Genomic DNA, 17,254 nt, shown 5'->3' on the forward strand with positions numbered 1-17,254 from the left:
CGTTACACGTTAAAGAGTTTATTAAAATTATCTGTCGTTATGTTTGACATTTGTTCAGCTGTAGTTTCTTTAAGGGTAGATAATCTTTCAAGTGTGTATTTGATAAAACTTGGTTCATTTTTTTTCCCCCTCATGGGTATTGGAGCTAAAAATGGACTGTCTGTTTCAATAAGAAGCTTTTCTATAGGAATAGTTTTAAAAGTATCTTGTAGTTCTGTACTATTTTTGAAAGTGATTATTCCACTAGCTGAAAAAAAGGCGTCTAAAGTTAGTAAATTTTTTGAAAATTCTAAGGAGCCGGTGAAGCAGTGCATTAAAATTTTTAAATTCTTATTTTTGTATGAACTAAGTATCTCAAACGTCTCATTTTCTGCATCCCTAGAATGAATTATAATAGGTTTATTTAGCTCTGTAGCAGCCTCTATATGAGCTTTAAAGCTATTTATTTGCCTATCTTTATCACTATGATTGTAGAAAAAGTCTAAGCCTGTTTCACCAATGCCAATAATTTTTTTATTTTCATTTACACAATTAACAATTGTTTGTTTATCAACTTGGTTAATTTCAGTTTCATGTGGATGAATTCCATAAGTGCCATAAATCATTTGATCTTTTTTAACTATTTCTTTGATATTTTCAAAACTATCAAATGTTGTGCATATAGTTAAGAGTTTTGTAATACCAGTTTCTTTTGATCTAGATATAATTTCGGGTAAGTTTTCATATAATGGTTCATGATCTAAATGACAATGAGAATCAATCATTTTTTTTTCTATCTTTTTAAATAAAATATCTATTTTATTAATATCATTTCCAGCTTTTAAATAATCGTGAGATGCTATAGATTCAAGATTAATGTCCTTAGAATTTAAATTAAATATCTTTAAAGCTTTATCAATAGAATCTGGAATAATTGGGTAAAGCATAAAAGAAATTTTTCTAATTATCTCAAGAGATGTATAGACAATAGTATTTAATCTATCTTTGTCGTCTTTTTTTTTCCATGGCTCTTGGTCATTAAAATATTTGTTTGCCTCAAATAAAGCACTTACAATAAAGTTTATATAAAAGTTGATATTTTGTTTATCAATTTCTTGCCTTATGACTGAAAGATTTTCTGTAAATTTATTTAAGACTACAAGATCATCTTCATTAAAGTTTTTAATTTTAGGTACTTTTAATGAACAATTCTTTTCTGCAAAAGCTGTAACTCTTTGACATAGATTCCCATAATTATTTGCTAAATCACTGTTAATACAATCTTCCAATCTGTCTTGTGATATATTGCCATCATTGCCAAAAGAAACTTCTTTAATTAAATAATATCTTAATGGATCAAGACCATAAGTATTAATTATATCTATTGGGTCTAAAATATTTCCTTTTGATTTTGACATCTTTTCATCACCAGATAAAATCCAACCATGTCCATAAATTTTTTTAGGTAATGGTATTTTAGCAGCCATTAAAAAAGCTGGCCAATAGACAGCATGAAATCTTAGAATATCCTTGCCTATTAAATGAACTGACGCAGGCCAAAAATTTTTAAATAATGTGTCGCTTCTATCAGGATAGTTAAGAGCACTGATATAGTTTGTTAAAGCATCCAACCAAACATAAATAACATGTTCGGAGTTATTGGGCACTTTAATACCCCATGAAAATGCTTTTCGACTAATTGATAAATCTTTCAAACCACCCTTAACAAAGTTAACAACTTCATTCTTTCTTGATTTAGGTGAAATAAATTCGGGGTTTTTTTCAAAGTAGTCTAGCAGTTTATCCTGCCATTTTGATAATCTAAAAAAATATGACTCTTCTTCAATCCATTCAACAATAGATCCAGATGCTTCAGAAACTTTAATTCCATTTTTGTCAACTATTTCATCTTCACTATAAAATGCCTCATCTGAAACAGAATACCATCCAGAGTATTTTGATAGATAAATGTCATCATTTGCTTCTAGTTCTGACCATAAATGTTGAACAGTCTTTTTATGTCTATCCTCCGTTGTTCTAATAAAATCTGTATTAGATAAATTTAAAGTTTCAGAAAGTTCTCTAAAAGTTTGACTAATTTGATCACAAAATTTAAGAGGATCTATATTTTTATTCTCAGCTGCTCTCTGAATTTTTAATCCATGTTCATCTGTTCCTGTTAAAAAATGTACATTAAATCCATCTATGCGTTTAAAACGAGCAAAAAAATCTGCAATTATACTTGAGTAAGCATGACCCATATGTGGTTTGGCTGATGGGTAATATATTGGTGTTGTGATGTAATAATTTTTATCCATTTAATAATTTTGATTTAAATTCTAAAAATAAACTTTCTTCATCAAGATTAAATTTTTCAGTGTTATTAATTTTGGCAATAAAGCTATGATAAAAATTTAATAAAGAATTTTTTGTTCTGCTTAATTTGTACTCTTTTAAAAAAAACAATTCAATAAAGTTAACCAATAAGTTTTTAACAAATTTATTTTTCTTATAATGACCATTATCGATCAGTAAATTTAAAAAATTAATTAAAGTATAATCTCTTAGATCTATATTTTTATCCTTTGAAAAGTTAATCAAATTAACAATTTCACCAGGAGTGTTGTAATGACTAATCAGATCATAATTAATTAGATCAAATAAATTTTTTTTTAATATTTTATTTGAAACATTCATAGATTGATTGAATGTTAGATTAATCTTAAATGTCAAACATCTTGATTTTAATGTCGGTAAAATCAATTTCTCATTATTATTAATTAAAATAAAAAATACATTTTCATTAGGTTCTTCAATAATTTTAAGTAGTGCGTTAACAGAGTTCTTGTTAAGATTTTCAATATTGTCAATTAATATAAATCTAGCCATATTATTAAATGTTGATTTATTGGTATAAGAGATCATTTCTCTAATTTGAGCAACATCAATATTTTTTTTATCATTTAATAGATCAATTAGATAAAAATTTGGGTGTGAATTATTTTGTAGTAATTTAAAAGATCTATTTTCTTTATTTATAGTAAGTTTATTTGAGTCATATTTGAAATCCTCAGTATTTGACAGTACATAATTTATAATATGATAAGCCATAGTCGATTTACCTAGACCCTTTTTACCTGATAATAAAATTTTAGTAGGCATTTTTTTTTCATTATAAAGTGTAGTGATCTCATTAAAAAAATAATTCATTCCATGTAATTGTGTATTTTCTGAAGGCTTTAAATTCATATTTAAGTCAAATCATCAATTTTACTTAATACAATCTCGTCATTGAATTCAATGGGTAGATTTGAATCGATTTTCATATATTTTTTAGGGTTTCTTCTTAAAATTTTTAAGAATCCTTTTTGAACCTTGTCATAAAAATTACTATTAAATTGATCATATCTATTTAAATTTTTTCTACTTAATAGTCTATTCTTCATATTTTTTTGATTAACAGTGCATAAAAAAGTAAAGTTTATATTTATGTCCTTTAATAAAAAATCATTAATGTTTTTAATAAATTTAAGATTTACTCCCATCCCATAATGTTGATAAGCAATTGTTGAATCTGTAAATCTATCAATTAATATAATCTTTTTACCATTATTTTTTTTTATTAATTCAATATTTTCACTTCTTGCAGATAAATATAGTAATAAATCAGTATGATTATTAAATGTAGATTTATTGCTTAATATAAGTTTTCTTATTTTTTCAGCGTTCTTGCTACCACCTGGTTCTCTAATTTGAATAAATTTTTTATTATTTTTTTTTAAATATTTAGCAACATTGTTTATATGATGAGATTTACCTGTTCCCTCAATCCCCTCAAATACTATAATTGATTTTTTAGACATCACCCCAAATCAAAAAATTAATTGATTTCATCAATCTAGAAAATACATTTAATTTTTTAACATCCTCAAAAGCAAATAAATCATACTCTTTTATAAGTTTATCTTTATAAACAATCTTTAACTTACCAAGAATATCATCTTTTTTAATTGGAGCTTGAATAGGTCCACTGTAAACAACCGATACTTTTAATTCTCTTTTACGTGATTTTGGAATAGTTTTATAAATATCTTTTTTTACGTAAGCACCTACTGTGGCCTTTTTTCCAAGCCAAACCTCAACATCTTCTACTGGTATTTCTGCTTTTGCAATTTCAATCAAATCAAAACTAGTTAAACCCCATGTTAATAATTTAGCGCTTTCTCTAGATCTATCATTTTTAGTGTTAAATCCACTTGCAACAGCTATTAATCTTCTTCCATTTCTATAGACAGATGATGCTAAAGAATATTTTTCAACTGCTAAATAACCTGTTTTAATTCCATCAGCACCAAGACTTTTGTATAAAAGTGGATTTCTATTTCCTTGAGTAATTGGATCACCACCAGTTCTACTCCAAGTGAATTCTTTTTCTGAAAAATATTTATATTCTTCTGGAAATTCTTTAATAAGATAATTTGACATGATCATAACATCTCTAACTGTCGATACATTGTTAGTATCATTAATCCCTGAAGAGTTAGCAAAATTTGTATTTTCCATACCAATTTCTTTAGCTTTAGCTGTCATCATAACAGCAAATTCATCTTCAGTTCCTGCTATACCCTCTGCTAAAGCCACACAGGCATCATTGCCAGAAGCAACTATTATCCCTTTAAGTAAATTTTCAACACTTACCTCATCACCAACCATAATAAACATTGAAGAGTAACCAGCTGAAGATAATCTCCAAGCATTCTCAGAAATTAAAAATTTTTCATCTAAATTAAGGTCACCACCTCTTATTAGGTCAAAAGCAATAATAGCAGTCATAATCTTTGTCATAGATGCTGGGTATATAGATTTGTCCGGGTCTTTTTCGTATAATATTTCACCGGAGAGGAAATCTTGTAGTATTGCAGTTCTTGCTTTTATTTCAAATGCTGCATACGAATTAAAAGTTAATAGTATTGTTATTAATATTGTTAAGAATTTTATTTTAATCATTTTTTATAATTTCTAAGTTTTCAAATTCTAATATGCTTATATCATTATATGATTTTTGTAGAGAATTAATGTTGCTAAAAGGCCCCAAAAATACTCTATATTTTTTATCTGAAATTTTTTTAATTTTAGGATTTTTAATTAAACTTTCAATCTTGATTCTATTTAACATCATTATGGCTGTATCATTAAAGTAAAAATCAGCAATTTTTATTATATAAGAAAATCTTATAATAGAATTTTTTTTATTACTTTTTTCATTATTTTTTTTATCTACTTTAAGATCACTAATGGTTATGTTATTAACTGGCGCTTTAACTGCAACATTTTTTTCCTCAGCATAAGTTTTTGCTTTTCGAGATATAAAAATTGAATTTTCAAGTATCTCTAAAATTTCGACATAGGGTTGTTTGATATCTAGATCTAATTCTTCAGCTATTCTTGAGGATAATACAGCATTATTAAAAGAAGGATATTTAGAATTTTTTCCTACAATTGCTATTAAAGATTTATTATTTAGAATATTTGTAATTTTAACATGTGTATTAACTTTTAAAGATTTTTGAAAGATTGTTAAACTACGTTCATCAATCTTTTTATTAACTATTTTTTGTTTATAGAGTTCCTCATTATACACCAGTGCAAACCCTTTATTTGAATAACCTTTAGTCAAAGTTGTACTAGAGTTTTTTTTAACCGAAATATTTGTGTTACAATTTGATAAAAATATAAAAATAAATATAAATAAGATATTCTTATAAAGCATTTTCAAATTTACCTTTCAATGTGCATACTGCCAAACCAAATCTTAAAGATCTATTCCATTGAAGAATTTTTTCATAATTTTCAAAAACTATATAAGCTGGCTCTAAATTTTCTGCATTCGGTATAATATCTTTATCTGGAGTGATGATGGCACCAATTAAATCTTTATCAATTAAGTAACTCTCTTTGTCTTCTACGTATTGCTTTAGAACTTTAAATTTATTTTTATTATGCAATTTCTTTGCAGAAGTATTTAATAATTTTTTGGGTACATTTTTAGTTAAATTTACTTTTACGAAACATGGTTGATTTTTTTTCCAACCAATTTTATTTATATAGTTAGCAGCAGATGCAAAAGAATCTTTTATTGATTTTAGTTCAATAATATCATTTTTATCATAATCTAATGCATATTTTTCTATCGTTGATGGCATAAACTGAAAATAGCCAAAAGCACCAGCCCAAGATCCATATAATATGTTGTGATCAATTTTTTCAGATTCAATCAGTTGGAGGATTGTGATAAGTTCCTTTGTGAAAAATTCTGACCTTCTTTCATCAAAACTCAATGTTGCTAATGATGATAGAATATCCATTTTACCAACATATGTTCCAAAATTTGTTTCTATACCCATTAATGCTAGTAATAAATTCTTTTCTACTGAAAATTTATTATCAATAGAGTTTATGAAACTTTCATTTGAGTTGTATAGTTTTTTTCCTTGTTTAACTTTTTGATTAGATGATCTCTTAGATATGTAAGTTTTTGTATCCTCATAAAATTCTGGTTGAAAACGGTCATACTTTATAACTTTAGGTAAAAAAACAACATCTGACATTGCCATATTAAAAGTTAATTCAGATATATTGTTTTTTAAAGCATAGACTTTAAAATTTTTTAACCAATTGTTAAATGAATCATCGTTTGCATATAAAGTACTATTAGTGAAGAATAAAAATAAAATTATAAAATATCTAATCATTTTCATATAAATCTTTTAAATAAATAAATACAGCAATCCAGATTAAAATGAAACTTACTAACTTTGTGAATGAAAAAGGCTCATTATAATAAAAAAAACCCAGTATAAATTGAAAAGTAGGTGTAATGTAGAATATCATACCAGTTGGACCAAGCCCACATAGCTCAACACCCCTAACATATAAAAATAGAGGTATTACCGTCATTGGCCCAGCTAACAATAATAAAAACATTAATGATGGATTTAAAAAAGTAAAATCATTTAATCCTTCTTGAACAATTAGATAAAAAGCGACTAGAGCAAATGGTAAAATAAAAAGACTTTCAATTAAAAGACCAACATCAGTATCTACATTTATTTTTTTTCTTAGTAAGTTATAAAAGCCCCAACTTAGAGCAACAGCTAATCCTACCCAAGGTATAGCTTTAAAATTAGTAAAAATTAAAAAGATTATTGAAATTAAAACTAATATAATTGATATCATTCTTTTATTGTTTAATTTTTCCTTAAAAAAAACAAAACCCAAAAAAACACTTAATATAGGCATTATAAAGTAACCAAAACTTGCATCTATAATTTGATTATTTGATATAGCATAAATCCAAACAGCCCAATTTGTAAATATCAATAACCCTGAAAAAAAAAGTGTTATTAAATTTTTAGAATTCTTAACAATATGAAAAAAAATTTTCCATTTTGAAAAATAAAAAGTTGATAATAACAATGTTAAAGAGGTCCAAACGGCTCTATGTATTACAACCTCAATATAACCCGCAAAAGATATATATTTAAAATAAATTACACCCAACACACCCCACCAAAATGAACCTAAGGCTGTTAGTGTAAGTCCTTTATTAAAGTCGTTATTTTTCATTAAATTAAAAGAATGAGGATATAATTCATTAATTGAGTAATTTGTCTATTTTATTGTTGAATTAATAAATTATAATTATAAAACCTCACTAACGGAGAGATGGCAGAGCGGTTGAATGCACCGGTCTTGAAAACCGGCAAAGGGGCAACTCTTTCCTGAGTTCGAATCTCAGTCTCTCCGCCACTACTCACCAACATAATTATAATTTTTAAATAATTCGGTAACTTTATTGGACTTAATTTCAATTGTCAGTTCCAAACCTTGATTAAGTTTGTAAAGATTTTCGTCATCACAATTTAACAAGTCACATAATAAAATTAACTCTTCATTTATTAGTTGATCTATATATTTTTTAGTAAAAGCACCCAATAACTTATCCATTTCCTTCGTGCCCCTATAATTTGCACGATACATAATTTTATTTTTCAAATCCTTTATATGCATGATCTTGAATTTTATTATATTGTATTTATCATGAAAAATAAGAATAATTATGATTATTTATTAGCAGACCTGACTAAATTAAATGGTGTGGGTAAAAAAACCATGGAAATTTTAAAGAAAAAGAAAGTTAATAATATTTTCGATTTATTATGGAGGTTGCCCAAGTCATACACAGATAGAACTTTAGTAAGTAGAATTTGCGATCTTCAAATTGGTGTAATTCAAACAATCAGAATAATTCCATTAAAGTATCAATTTCCTAGAGTTAGAAATTTACCAAATAGAGTTAATTGCCTTGATGAAACTGGAAAAATTGATTGTATATTTTTTAATAGTCATGAAGGTTATGTGCGAAAGATTTTACCTTTAAATGAAGAGGTAACAATTAGTGGGAAGATAGGTAATTATAAAGGACGATACCAAATAACAAATCCTACCTATATCTCACAAGATAGTTCATTAATAGAAACGGTAGATAACAAGTATTCACTAACAGAAGGGATTACTGAAAAAACTTATAATAAAATTATTAACCAAATTCTAAAAAATTTACCTCTATTAAATGAATGGCACGATAAAGAAGTATTAAAAAAATTTGACAATGAAAGCTGGAATGAAGCAATAATTAAATTACACGATCCAACAAATATAGAAAATTATAAAGCAAATTTTTATAAAAGACTTGCTTACGATGAAATATTAGCATCATTTTTAGTTAACTCCGAAATTAGAAAAAAAATTAAAAAAATTAAAAAAGTTTCGAAAAAATTTACTAAACAAGCCCATAATAATATTGTTAATAAATTAAATTTTAACCTTACTAATGATCAAAAATTATCATTAGAGGATATTAATAAAGATCTAAATTCTAAAAGTAAAATGTTTAGACTTTTGCAAGGTGACGTAGGTAGCGGAAAAACTATTGTTGCTTTGATTTCTTCATTAAGCGTTATTAGTTCGGGTTTCCAAGTTGCACTAATGGCACCTACTGAAATATTAGCTAGACAGCACTACACATTAGCAAAAAAATTATTTCCCAAAGATATTAGCATTGAATTGCTTTCAAGCAAAAATGAAAATATTGAAAAAAAGAGAATTGTTAAGGAATTAGAAAATAATAAGATTCATATGGTTTTTGGTACTCATGCAATATTCCAAAAAAAAATAATTTTTGCAAATTTAGGTTACATTATAATTGATGAACAGCATAAATTTGGTGTAAGGCAAAGAAAACTTCTGTCTGACAAAGGTGGCGATAATTGTGATGTTCTATTAATGTCAGCAACACCAATACCAAGAACCTTAACTATGTCTGTTTATGGTGATATGGATGTTTCTATTATTAGGGAAAAACCAAGCAATAGGAAGGAAGTTAAAACTTATAGTAAATTAGAAAGTAAAATAGATGATGTAATTAAATTTGTTAAAAAAGAAATTAAAGATGGAAATCAAATTTTTTGGGTATGTCCATTAATAGAGGAATCTAAAAAATTAGACCATCAGTCATCAGTTAATAAATTTAAATCCCTTAACAAACTATTCCCAAATAACGTTGCTTTACTTCATGGAAAAATTGAGAATGAAGAAAAAGAAGTGATATTAAATAAATTCTTAAATAAAGAATATTCAATTTTAGTTTCAACAACAATAATAGAGGTTGGTATCGATTTTCCTAACGCTAATGTGATTATAATAGAGAATGCTAATAAGTTTGGGTTGTCACAACTACATCAATTGAGAGGAAGAGTTGGGCGTGGTACTAAACAAGCTAGCTGTATATTGATGTTTAAATCTAATTTAAGTGTTAATGCCAAAAAAAGAATTAATATTTTAAAGAATTCAAATGATGGATTTGAAATTTCTGAGGAAGATATGAAGTTAAGAGGTTTTGGTGATTTACTTGGATTTAAACAAAGTGGAGTTAAAAATTTTAGATTAGCTGACCCTATTCAAAATGAAGACTTATTTTTGATGGCAGAGAAACAAATTAAAAAGATCGAATTAGAAAATATCAATATTGACAAATATAGAGCGTTACTTAAATTATATGATCAGGCAGATATAATTAATGATATGGTTTAATTTTTAGGTACAGAGGTTCCTGCCGAAACTATAAACTTTGACGCTTCTTCAAAAGTCATATCCAAATAAAGTAAATCTTCTTTTGGTATCATTAGTAAAAAACCACTTGTTGGATTTGGTGTTGTTGGAACAAAAACATTTACAAGATTTTTATTAGTTTTATTTTTAATTTCACCAGTATTCTCTTTGGTTGCAAACCCTACTGCCCAAGAACCTTTTCTTGGATATTCTAATAATACTACACTTTTTTTATTGCCTTCTTGGTTTCTAAAAGATTCAGTCATTTGACCAATAGCTGAGTAAATCGTTCTTAATATAGGTATTCTTTTAAAAAGATCATCGACTATTTGTAAAAACTTTTTTCCTAAAAAGGATAAAGAAAGTCCGCCAACAATTGTTATAAATATAATGGTTAAAATTATCTCTACACCTGGAATGCTATAAGGGAGATAAGTGTTAGGATTAAGACCTGATGGAACTAATTTTGCTGAAAAATTGATTAAGAATTTACTTAAGTAAAGTGTGAACCCAATTGGAATTAAAACAATAACACCAGTAAAAAAGTAGTTTCTTAATTTCAAAGCAATTGATTTTTTATTTTTACTAGGCATAAATAATTTACTGATAACTTGAATAAATAACAAATAAAATTGCTATAATAAAAATAGTCGCTAAAATTTTATTGTTTAAATTCATATAAGTTTATAGTTATATAAATATCAAAAATTTATTAAAATGAATAGAAGAAAATTTTTAAACTATATAGGCTGTGGTTGTTGCGGTGTTGTAATTAATGGATGCTCTACAGCTCCTATTACTGACAGAAGACAATTTAAAATTATACCTGAGTCTAAACTGAATGCACAAGCAGCACAAATATACGAAAAAGTTAAAGATAAAGAGAAAATGAGTGAAGACATAAATTCACTAAATGAAATTAAAGATATAGGAAAAAGAATGGAAGCATCAATTTCTGAATATTTTTACAGAGTAGGAAAAGATGATCCAACTACAAATTTTGATTGGGAATACATATTAATAGATAATAAAAAAGTTAAAAATGCTTGGTGTATGCCAGGTGGAAAAATTGCCATCTATACTGGAATATTAGATATAACAAAAAATACAAACGGCTTAGCTTCAGTGATGGGACATGAAATCGCTCATGCTGTAGCTAAACATTCTATAGAAAGGGCTAGCAGAGGTGTTCTTTTGCAAACCGGCACATCATTAATTGATATTTTTACTGGGGGTAAATTAAGTAAAATAAATCAAGCAACCGGAATGAATACTATAGGACTGCTTTCTCAAATGGGAATTATGAATCCTTTTTCTAGAACTCAAGAAAGTGAAGCAGATTATTTGGGAATGATTTTCGCATCATTGTCAGGTTTTGATATTCGTGAAACAAAAAGACTGTGGGAACGAATGAAAGAAAGCAATAAAGGAAAAGAACTGCCTCAATTCATGAGTACTCATCCCTCTTCGTCCAAAAGAATTAAAGATTTAAAAGAATGGGAAAATAACGTTATTTTAGATTATCCACCTATTACAACTAGTTAAATTATTAAGAGATTTTTAATGGTGAGCCCTGATGGACTCGAACCATCGACCCATTCCTTAAAAGGGAATTGCTCTACCAACTGAGCTAAGGGCCCACATAGAAACTAAATAAGTCGAGATTAACGTTTTTTTTTATTTAATTTTAAAAAAAAACTTTTGGTGAAGCCTTCTTTAAAATTTTTAAATTTCTTTACACTTAAAAATTTAAACAATAAAAAAATATCTAAAATTAAATAATTTTTATTACCAAAAAACAATTATTTATTCCATAACTTGGGTAATTGCAAATATTTAAATTACAACTTATCAATGTATTCGTCGTGAAATTTATTAAATGTTCCTTTTTTGATATTTTCTCTGATTGAAGACATTAATTCTTGATAAAAATTGATATTATGAAGAGTAAGTAGTGTTGAGCCTAAAATTTCATTTGTATTAAAAAGATGATTTAAATAACTTTTGGAATACTTATTTAGATTTAAATTAGAGCAATTATTATCTAATGGTTCATTGTCGCTTTTAAATTTATTATTTTTGATATTTAAACGTCCATTCCAAGTGAAAGCTAAACCTGTTCTGCCCGATCTTGTTGGCATTACACAATCAAACATATCAATACCCCTCTTAACAGCACCTAAAATATCAGCAGGTGTGCCAACACCCATTAAATATCTTGGTTTATCTTCTGGCATTGCTTCCTTAATATCATCCAATACATTAAACATTTCATTTTGAGTCTCACCAACAGCTAATCCTCCTATAGCATAACCATCAAAGCTAATTTTTGTTAATGCATTAAGCGATTTAATTCTTAGGTCTTTAAATAAACCTCCCTGAACTATCCCAAATAATCCTTTGTGCGGATTTGATCCAAAAGCAACTTTAGATCTTTCTGCCCAATATATAGATAACTCCATTGATTTATTAATAACCTTGTAGTCTGTAGTTTTTTTAGGACATTCATCCATGATCATTACTATGTCGGAATCTAAACCCTTTTGAACTCTTATACTTTCTTCAGGACTTAATACAAATTTCTTACCATCAACATGGGAATTAAAAATTGCTCCTTTTTCTCTATCTATTTTGTTTAATTTTGAAAGAGACATGACTTGAAATCCACCCGAATCTGTGAGTATAGGAAGTTTACAATTCATAAACTTATGTAGACCACCAGCTGAAATTATTCTATCAACACCAGGTCTAATCATTAAGTGATACGTATTAGATAAAATTATTTCAGAACCAGTTTTAATAACATCATCAATTAAACAAGCTTTAACTGTCGCTTGAGTTCCAACAGGCATAAAAGCAGGAGTCTGAATATTACCTCTGCGAGTTTCAATTAGTCCAGCTCTAGCGAACTTATCTTTCTCAAAGACATTAAATTTGAAGTCTTTTAATGCCATAAGTGTATTTGGATACTATTTGAAACTAATAATTTTATCTGGTTCAGAAACTGATCCGTTATTGTTTTGATCACCTCTTTTAATTTTATCAACTAACTCCATACCCTCAATAACTTTACCAAATACAGTATATTGCCTATCTAGAAATGATGCTTCTTTAAAGCAGATAAAAAATTGGCTATTAGCACTATTTGGATCCTGTGATCTTGCCATAGATAAAGTTCCTCTTTCATGAGGTAGATCGCTAAATTCTTCCTTAAGATCGGGTAAATCAGATCCACCCATGCCAGCTCTTTTTAGATCAAACTCATCATTTAAAGAGTTACCAAATTTAACATCACCAGTTTGAGCCATGAAGCCATCTATCACTCTATGAAATACGACACCATCATATTTACCATCCTGTGCAAGCTTCTTAATTCTTTTAACATGATTAGGTGCAACCTTATCAAATAGTTCAATTTTTATGTCACCATCTTTCAGTTTTAAAATCATTATATTCTCCTTTGCTATTGTATTGTTAGTTAGTATAAAAAATAAAATTAAGAATTTTGTTATAAATTTATTCATATTTTTCTTTTAAAGACTTTATTGTACTTTTTGTAGTAAATTTTTTAATATCCCCCTTCAATCTAACTATTTCTTTTACAAATCTTGATGAAATAATTTGATTTTCAACATCTGACATTAAAAAAATTGTTTCTATATTGTTACTCAATTTTCTATTCATTCCTGCTAATTGAAACTCATATTCAAAGTCAGATACGGCTCTTAAACCTCTTAAAATGATGTTGGATTTATATTTTTTACATAAATCAGTTGTTAAGGATGTAAAAGAGACAACTTCAATTTTTTTCCTATCTAATTCTAAATCATAAAAAAGTGCTTTTTTAATTATTTCAATTCTTTCGATTGAGTTAAAAAGGTAATTTTTATTAGTGCCTTCGGATGCAGCAACAATAACTTTATCGAATAGTTTTAAAGCTTTTTTAATAACGTCGATATGACCAAAAGTAATTGGGTCAAATGTACCGGGATATACGGCTACTTTTTTCATTAAGCCAAGTTATCATCGATTTTTATAGCCGAAACTACTTTTTCATCACCAGATAATTTAATAATCCTTACACCTTGAGTATTTCTACTGGCTGTTCTAATTTCTTTAACAGCAATTCTTATTACTCTACCTTTGTTGGTGGATATCATTACTTCATCATTCTCAAATACTGGGAATGAAGAACATGTATTACCATTTCTTGGAGAATTAATTATACCAATAATGCCCTTGCCACCCCTATTAGTAACTCTGTAATCGAAATGAGAAGTTTTCTTTCCATAGCCATTTTCTGTAATAGACAATATAAATCGATCTTTTTTTCCTAAATCAGATTGTGAGGCTTTAATATTTTTTTTTCCTTTTTCTTGATTTACAATAGATAGTGAAACTATTTCGTCATTAGGTGCTAACTCTATGCCTTTAATACCTTTTGAAGATCTTCCTTTAAACACTCTGAGTTTTTTTGATTCAAATCTAATACATTTGCCATTTTTAGTGCTTAACATAATGTCTTGATCATCTTTACAAATTTCAACACCAACAATTTTATCATTAGGGTCAAGCTTCATTGCGATTTTTCCTGCTGAATTAATTGATGAAAAATCCTCAAGATTATTTTTTCTAACTTTTCCTTTTGCTGTAGCAAATACAATTTGTAAATTCTTCCAATCACTCTCATCTTCTGGAAACGGCATTATAGAACTAATTGATTGATGACTTTTTAAAGGTAAAATATTGAATAAAGATTTACCTTTAGATGTAGTAGATCCCTCTGGAATTTTCCATGCTTTAATTTTATAAACAAGGCCTTCTGTTGAAAAGAAAAGAACAGCGGTATGGGTGTTAACAGATAATGTTTGCACTACAGAATCCTCATCTCTTGTGGTGATACCAGATTTTCCTTTTCCACCTCTTTTTTGCTGTTTTAAATTACTTAAGGCACCTCTTTTAATGTATCCTTGAAAAGTTACAGTAATAATTACCGATTCTTTTTGAATAGTTTCTTCGATATCATAATTTAATATTGCATCAATAATTTTAGTTCTTCTTGGTACGGCAAATTTTTCTTTAATAGTTTTTAACTCTTCACTGATAACTTTCAGAAGCTCTTTTTTAGAATTAATAATCTTTTTATACCCTTTAATTAAGTCTGCTAATTTCTTTATTTCAACTTCTATTTCATTAATACCTAATGCCGTTAATTTTTGAAGTCTAAGTTCTAAAATTGCTACAACTTGTGGGTCAGAAAGTGAGTATAAATTTTTACCCTTTTTTTCTTCTACTAATGAAATTAATTTTAAAGATTTGTTAATTTTCCATTTTGTGGACAATAAAGATTTTTTTGCATCATCTGGAGTTTTTGATGATCTAATAATTTTTATAATTTTATCTAAATTTTCAACAGATACAGAAAGTCCAATTAATATATGGGCTCTATCTTCTGCTTTTTTAAGATCAAATTTAGTTTTCTTAATTACGACATCTTCACGGAATGATAAAAAATAGGTTAAAAAATCTTTTAAGTTACAAATTTTCGGTTTTCCATCAACGATTGCAAGTGTATTAAAACCAAATGAACTTTCTATAGATGTGTTTTTATAAAGTTGTCTTTTAATTGTTTCGGGCTCAACACCATTTCTTAAATCAATAGCAACTCTAATACCTTCTCTATTAGATTCATCTCTTATATCTTTAATACCTTCAATTTTTTTCTCTCTTACTAATTGGGCAATTCTTTCATTTAAAACTGATTTATTAACCTGATATGGAACTGAGGTAATAACAAGTCTTTCTCTACCATTTTTTTGAGGCTCGACACTAATTTCGCCTCTAATTTTAAAAGAGCCACGACCCACATTGTAACCTGCTTTAATAATATCTTTTCCAATAATAACTCCACCTGTTGGAAAATCTGGACCTGGTATATGCTTCATTAAATCTTTAATTTTAAGGTCTTTATTTTCAATTAAAGCTAAAGTTCCATCTATAATTTCCCCTAAATTATGTGGAGGAATACTTGTTGCCATTCCGACAGCTATACCGCCAGCTCCATTTACCAGTAAGTTAGGATATTGTGCTGGCAAAACAGTAGGTTCTTTTTCTGTTTCATCATAGTTACTTTTATATTCAATCGTATTTTTTTCAATGTCATCAATTAAGTATTGAGAAACCTTGGCCAATCTTGTTTCAGTGTATCTCATTGCGGCTGCAGGGTCACCATCTATAGAGCCAAAGTTACCTTGACCTTGAACTAATGGTAAACTCATTGAAAAATCTTGAACCATACGAACAAGAGCATCATAAACAGATTGGTCACCATGTGGGTGATACTTACCAATAACGTCACCGACTATCCTTGCAGATTTTCTAAATTGTTTTGACCAATCATAACCACCTTTATACATGGCAAATAAAATTCTTCTATGAACAGGTTTTAATCCATCTCTTACGTCAGGAAGTGCCCTACTAACAATTACACTCATAGCATAAGATAAGTAAGACGCACTCATCTCATCATGCATTGAAATGAGTTTTATATTTTTATCTTTAGGAATTTCTGTATCTTTCATAGAAACTAGAATGGAATTTCGTCATCCATATCATTTGAAGCTTGAGGACTATCTTCAAAATTATTTACAGGTGTTTGAGTGTTATCATTTTGAATACCACCACCACTTGTGTTTCCGCCACCCAACATGGTAAGTGAAGAATTATATCCTTGAATTACAATCTCTGTTGAGTATTTGTCTTGGCCAGATTGTTCGTCTTTCCATTTTCTTGTAGTTATTTGACCTTCAACATAAATTTGTGCACCTTTTTTTAAATATTGCTGAACAACATTTACTAAACCATCATTGAATACAACTATACGGTGCCATTCTGTTTTTTCTTTTTTTTCACCAGTAGTTTTATCTTTCCAAGATTGGCTTGTAGCTAAACTTAATCTGGCAACATTTTTGCCATTTACCATTTGTTTGATTTCAGGGTCTGCGCCTAAACGCCCAATTAATAATACTTTATTTAAACTTCCAGCCATAATATTTATACGTGTTTATTTATTTATTTAATTTTATATCACAATATAAACTCAATA

16 protein-coding genes and 2 tRNA genes are annotated in these 17,254 nt (G+C 27.7%); 3 read left to right on the forward strand and 15 right to left on the reverse strand.

Annotated features, from left to right (window positions below):
• Positions 1–2 precede the first annotated feature (2 nt).
• From metG to rarD, 7 genes are read right to left on the reverse strand one after another with little or no spacing between them, the layout of a single operon-like run.
• A complete protein-coding gene (metG, locus tag AC5YF9_RS03480) occupies positions 3–2,297 on the reverse strand; it encodes a methionine--tRNA ligase (RefSeq protein WP_496169950.1) in 2,295 nt (764 codons plus the stop codon).
• Positions 2,290–3,228: a DNA polymerase III delta subunit-related protein gene (locus tag AC5YF9_RS03485; protein WP_496169951.1), complete on the reverse strand. Its 939-nt coding sequence runs from the start codon at positions 3,226–3,228 to the stop codon at positions 2,290–2,292. Before AC5YF9_RS03485 ends, metG begins: the two co-directional genes overlap by 8 nt.
• Positions 3,229–3,230: 2 nt before the next feature.
• Entirely contained in the window at positions 3,231–3,842 is a 612-nt protein-coding gene (tmk, locus tag AC5YF9_RS03490; RefSeq protein WP_415304810.1) for a dTMP kinase, read from the reverse strand.
• On the reverse strand, positions 3,835–4,986 hold the full coding sequence (locus tag AC5YF9_RS03495) for a D-alanyl-D-alanine carboxypeptidase family protein (protein ID WP_415304812.1): 1,152 nt from the start codon (positions 4,984–4,986) through the stop codon (positions 3,835–3,837). The genes tmk and AC5YF9_RS03495 overlap by 8 nt, the downstream gene beginning before the upstream one ends.
• Positions 4,979–5,749, reverse strand: a complete 771-nt coding sequence (locus tag AC5YF9_RS03500; protein ID WP_415304814.1) for a hypothetical protein — start codon at positions 5,747–5,749, stop codon at positions 4,979–4,981. Before AC5YF9_RS03500 ends, AC5YF9_RS03495 begins: the two co-directional genes overlap by 8 nt.
• On the reverse strand, positions 5,739–6,731 hold the full coding sequence (locus AC5YF9_RS03505) for a lytic murein transglycosylase (protein WP_415304815.1): 993 nt from the start codon (positions 6,729–6,731) through the stop codon (positions 5,739–5,741). The genes AC5YF9_RS03500 and AC5YF9_RS03505 overlap by 11 nt, the downstream gene beginning before the upstream one ends.
• The gene (gene rarD / locus AC5YF9_RS03510; protein WP_415304817.1) at positions 6,724–7,605 is read right to left on the reverse strand and encodes an EamA family transporter RarD; all 882 of its coding nucleotides are present in this window, start codon (positions 7,603–7,605) and stop codon (positions 6,724–6,726) included. The genes AC5YF9_RS03505 and rarD overlap by 8 nt, the downstream gene beginning before the upstream one ends.
• A 93-nt stretch (positions 7,606–7,698) precedes the next feature.
• Here rarD and AC5YF9_RS03515 point away from each other — a divergent pair.
• Positions 7,699–7,788, forward strand: a tRNA-Ser gene (locus tag AC5YF9_RS03515).
• Here the strand turns inward: AC5YF9_RS03515 and AC5YF9_RS03520 are convergent.
• The gene (locus tag AC5YF9_RS03520) at positions 7,789–8,049 is read right to left on the reverse strand and encodes a succinate dehydrogenase assembly factor 2 (RefSeq protein ID WP_415304819.1); all 261 of its coding nucleotides are present in this window, start codon (positions 8,047–8,049) and stop codon (positions 7,789–7,791) included. It abuts the tRNA gene before it with no gap.
• Between the two features lie 30 nt (positions 8,050–8,079).
• Here AC5YF9_RS03520 and AC5YF9_RS03525 point away from each other — a divergent pair, with 30 nt between their 5' ends.
• On the forward strand, positions 8,080–10,131 hold the full coding sequence (locus AC5YF9_RS03525) for an ATP-dependent DNA helicase RecG (protein WP_415304821.1): 2,052 nt from the start codon (positions 8,080–8,082) through the stop codon (positions 10,129–10,131).
• Here AC5YF9_RS03525 and AC5YF9_RS03530 read toward each other — a convergent pair.
• Positions 10,128–10,742, reverse strand: coding sequence for a DUF502 domain-containing protein (locus AC5YF9_RS03530; protein ID WP_415304823.1), 615 nt, complete (start codon positions 10,740–10,742; stop codon positions 10,128–10,130). The genes AC5YF9_RS03525 and AC5YF9_RS03530 overlap by 4 nt on opposite strands.
• A 124-nt stretch (positions 10,743–10,866) precedes the next feature.
• Between AC5YF9_RS03530 and AC5YF9_RS03535 the strand changes: the two genes are divergently transcribed.
• Positions 10,867–11,694, forward strand: a complete 828-nt coding sequence (locus AC5YF9_RS03535) for a M48 family metallopeptidase (protein ID WP_415304825.1) — start codon at positions 10,867–10,869, stop codon at positions 11,692–11,694.
• Between the two features lie 19 nt (positions 11,695–11,713).
• On the opposite strand, the gene AC5YF9_RS03540 is transcribed toward AC5YF9_RS03535, so the two are convergent.
• The 6 genes from AC5YF9_RS03540 to ssb form a co-directional block, all read right to left on the reverse strand.
• Positions 11,714–11,789 (reverse strand) — tRNA-Lys (locus tag AC5YF9_RS03540).
• A gap of 201 nt (positions 11,790–11,990) precedes the next feature.
• Positions 11,991–13,103, reverse strand: a complete 1,113-nt coding sequence (tgt, locus tag AC5YF9_RS03545) for a tRNA guanosine(34) transglycosylase Tgt (protein WP_415304827.1) — start codon at positions 13,101–13,103, stop codon at positions 11,991–11,993.
• Positions 13,104–13,118: 15 nt separating this feature from the next.
• Positions 13,119–13,673, reverse strand: a complete 555-nt coding sequence (locus tag AC5YF9_RS03550; protein ID WP_415304829.1) for a peptidylprolyl isomerase — start codon at positions 13,671–13,673, stop codon at positions 13,119–13,121.
• Positions 13,666–14,160 carry a pantetheine-phosphate adenylyltransferase gene (gene coaD, locus AC5YF9_RS03555; RefSeq protein ID WP_415304831.1) on the reverse strand — a complete coding sequence of 165 codons (495 nt, stop codon included), beginning with the start codon at positions 14,158–14,160 and terminating at the stop codon, positions 13,666–13,668. Before coaD ends, AC5YF9_RS03550 begins: the two co-directional genes overlap by 8 nt.
• On the reverse strand, positions 14,160–16,730 hold the full coding sequence (gyrA, locus tag AC5YF9_RS03560; RefSeq protein WP_415304832.1) for a DNA gyrase subunit A: 2,571 nt from the start codon (positions 16,728–16,730) through the stop codon (positions 14,160–14,162). The genes coaD and gyrA overlap by 1 nt, the downstream gene beginning before the upstream one ends.
• Positions 16,731–16,735: 5 nt before the next feature.
• On the reverse strand, positions 16,736–17,197 hold the full coding sequence (gene ssb, locus AC5YF9_RS03565; RefSeq protein ID WP_415304834.1) for a single-stranded DNA-binding protein: 462 nt from the start codon (positions 17,195–17,197) through the stop codon (positions 16,736–16,738).
• Positions 17,198–17,254 lie beyond the last annotated feature (57 nt).

Source organism: Candidatus Pelagibacter sp. uisw_098, from assembly GCF_059512505.1.

What these genes read in the sequence shown, in the direction of transcription:
- metG (WP_496169950.1), bottom strand. Translation starts at nt 2,297, where the DNA reads ATGGATAAAAATTATTACATCACAACACCAATATATTACCCATCAGCC.
- AC5YF9_RS03485 (WP_496169951.1), bottom strand. Translation starts at nt 3,228, where the DNA reads ATGAATTTAAAGCCTTCAGAAAATACACAATTACATGGAATGAATTAT.
- tmk (WP_415304810.1), bottom strand. Translation starts at nt 3,842, where the DNA reads ATGTCTAAAAAATCAATTATAGTATTTGAGGGGATTGAGGGAACAGGT.
- AC5YF9_RS03495 (WP_415304812.1), bottom strand. Translation starts at nt 4,986, where the DNA reads ATGATTAAAATAAAATTCTTAACAATATTAATAACAATACTATTAACT.
- AC5YF9_RS03500 (WP_415304814.1), bottom strand. Translation starts at nt 5,749, where the DNA reads ATGCTTTATAAGAATATCTTATTTATATTTATTTTTATATTTTTATCA.
- AC5YF9_RS03505 (WP_415304815.1), bottom strand. Translation starts at nt 6,731, where the DNA reads ATGATTAGATATTTTATAATTTTATTTTTATTCTTCACTAATAGTACT.
- rarD (WP_415304817.1), bottom strand. Translation starts at nt 7,605, where the DNA reads ATGAAAAATAACGACTTTAATAAAGGACTTACACTAACAGCCTTAGGT.
- AC5YF9_RS03520 (WP_415304819.1), bottom strand. Translation starts at nt 8,049, where the DNA reads ATGCATATAAAGGATTTGAAAAATAAAATTATGTATCGTGCAAATTAT.
- AC5YF9_RS03525 (WP_415304821.1), top strand. Translation starts at nt 8,080, where the DNA reads ATGAAAAATAAGAATAATTATGATTATTTATTAGCAGACCTGACTAAA.
- AC5YF9_RS03530 (WP_415304823.1), bottom strand. Translation starts at nt 10,742, where the DNA reads ATGCCTAGTAAAAATAAAAAATCAATTGCTTTGAAATTAAGAAACTAC.
- AC5YF9_RS03535 (WP_415304825.1), top strand. Translation starts at nt 10,867, where the DNA reads ATGAATAGAAGAAAATTTTTAAACTATATAGGCTGTGGTTGTTGCGGT.
- tgt (WP_415304827.1), bottom strand. Translation starts at nt 13,103, where the DNA reads ATGGCATTAAAAGACTTCAAATTTAATGTCTTTGAGAAAGATAAGTTC.
- AC5YF9_RS03550 (WP_415304829.1), bottom strand. Translation starts at nt 13,673, where the DNA reads ATGAATAAATTTATAACAAAATTCTTAATTTTATTTTTTATACTAACT.
- coaD (WP_415304831.1), bottom strand. Translation starts at nt 14,160, where the DNA reads ATGAAAAAAGTAGCCGTATATCCCGGTACATTTGACCCAATTACTTTT.
- gyrA (WP_415304832.1), bottom strand. Translation starts at nt 16,730, where the DNA reads ATGAAAGATACAGAAATTCCTAAAGATAAAAATATAAAACTCATTTCA.
- ssb (WP_415304834.1), bottom strand. Translation starts at nt 17,197, where the DNA reads ATGGCTGGAAGTTTAAATAAAGTATTATTAATTGGGCGTTTAGGCGCA.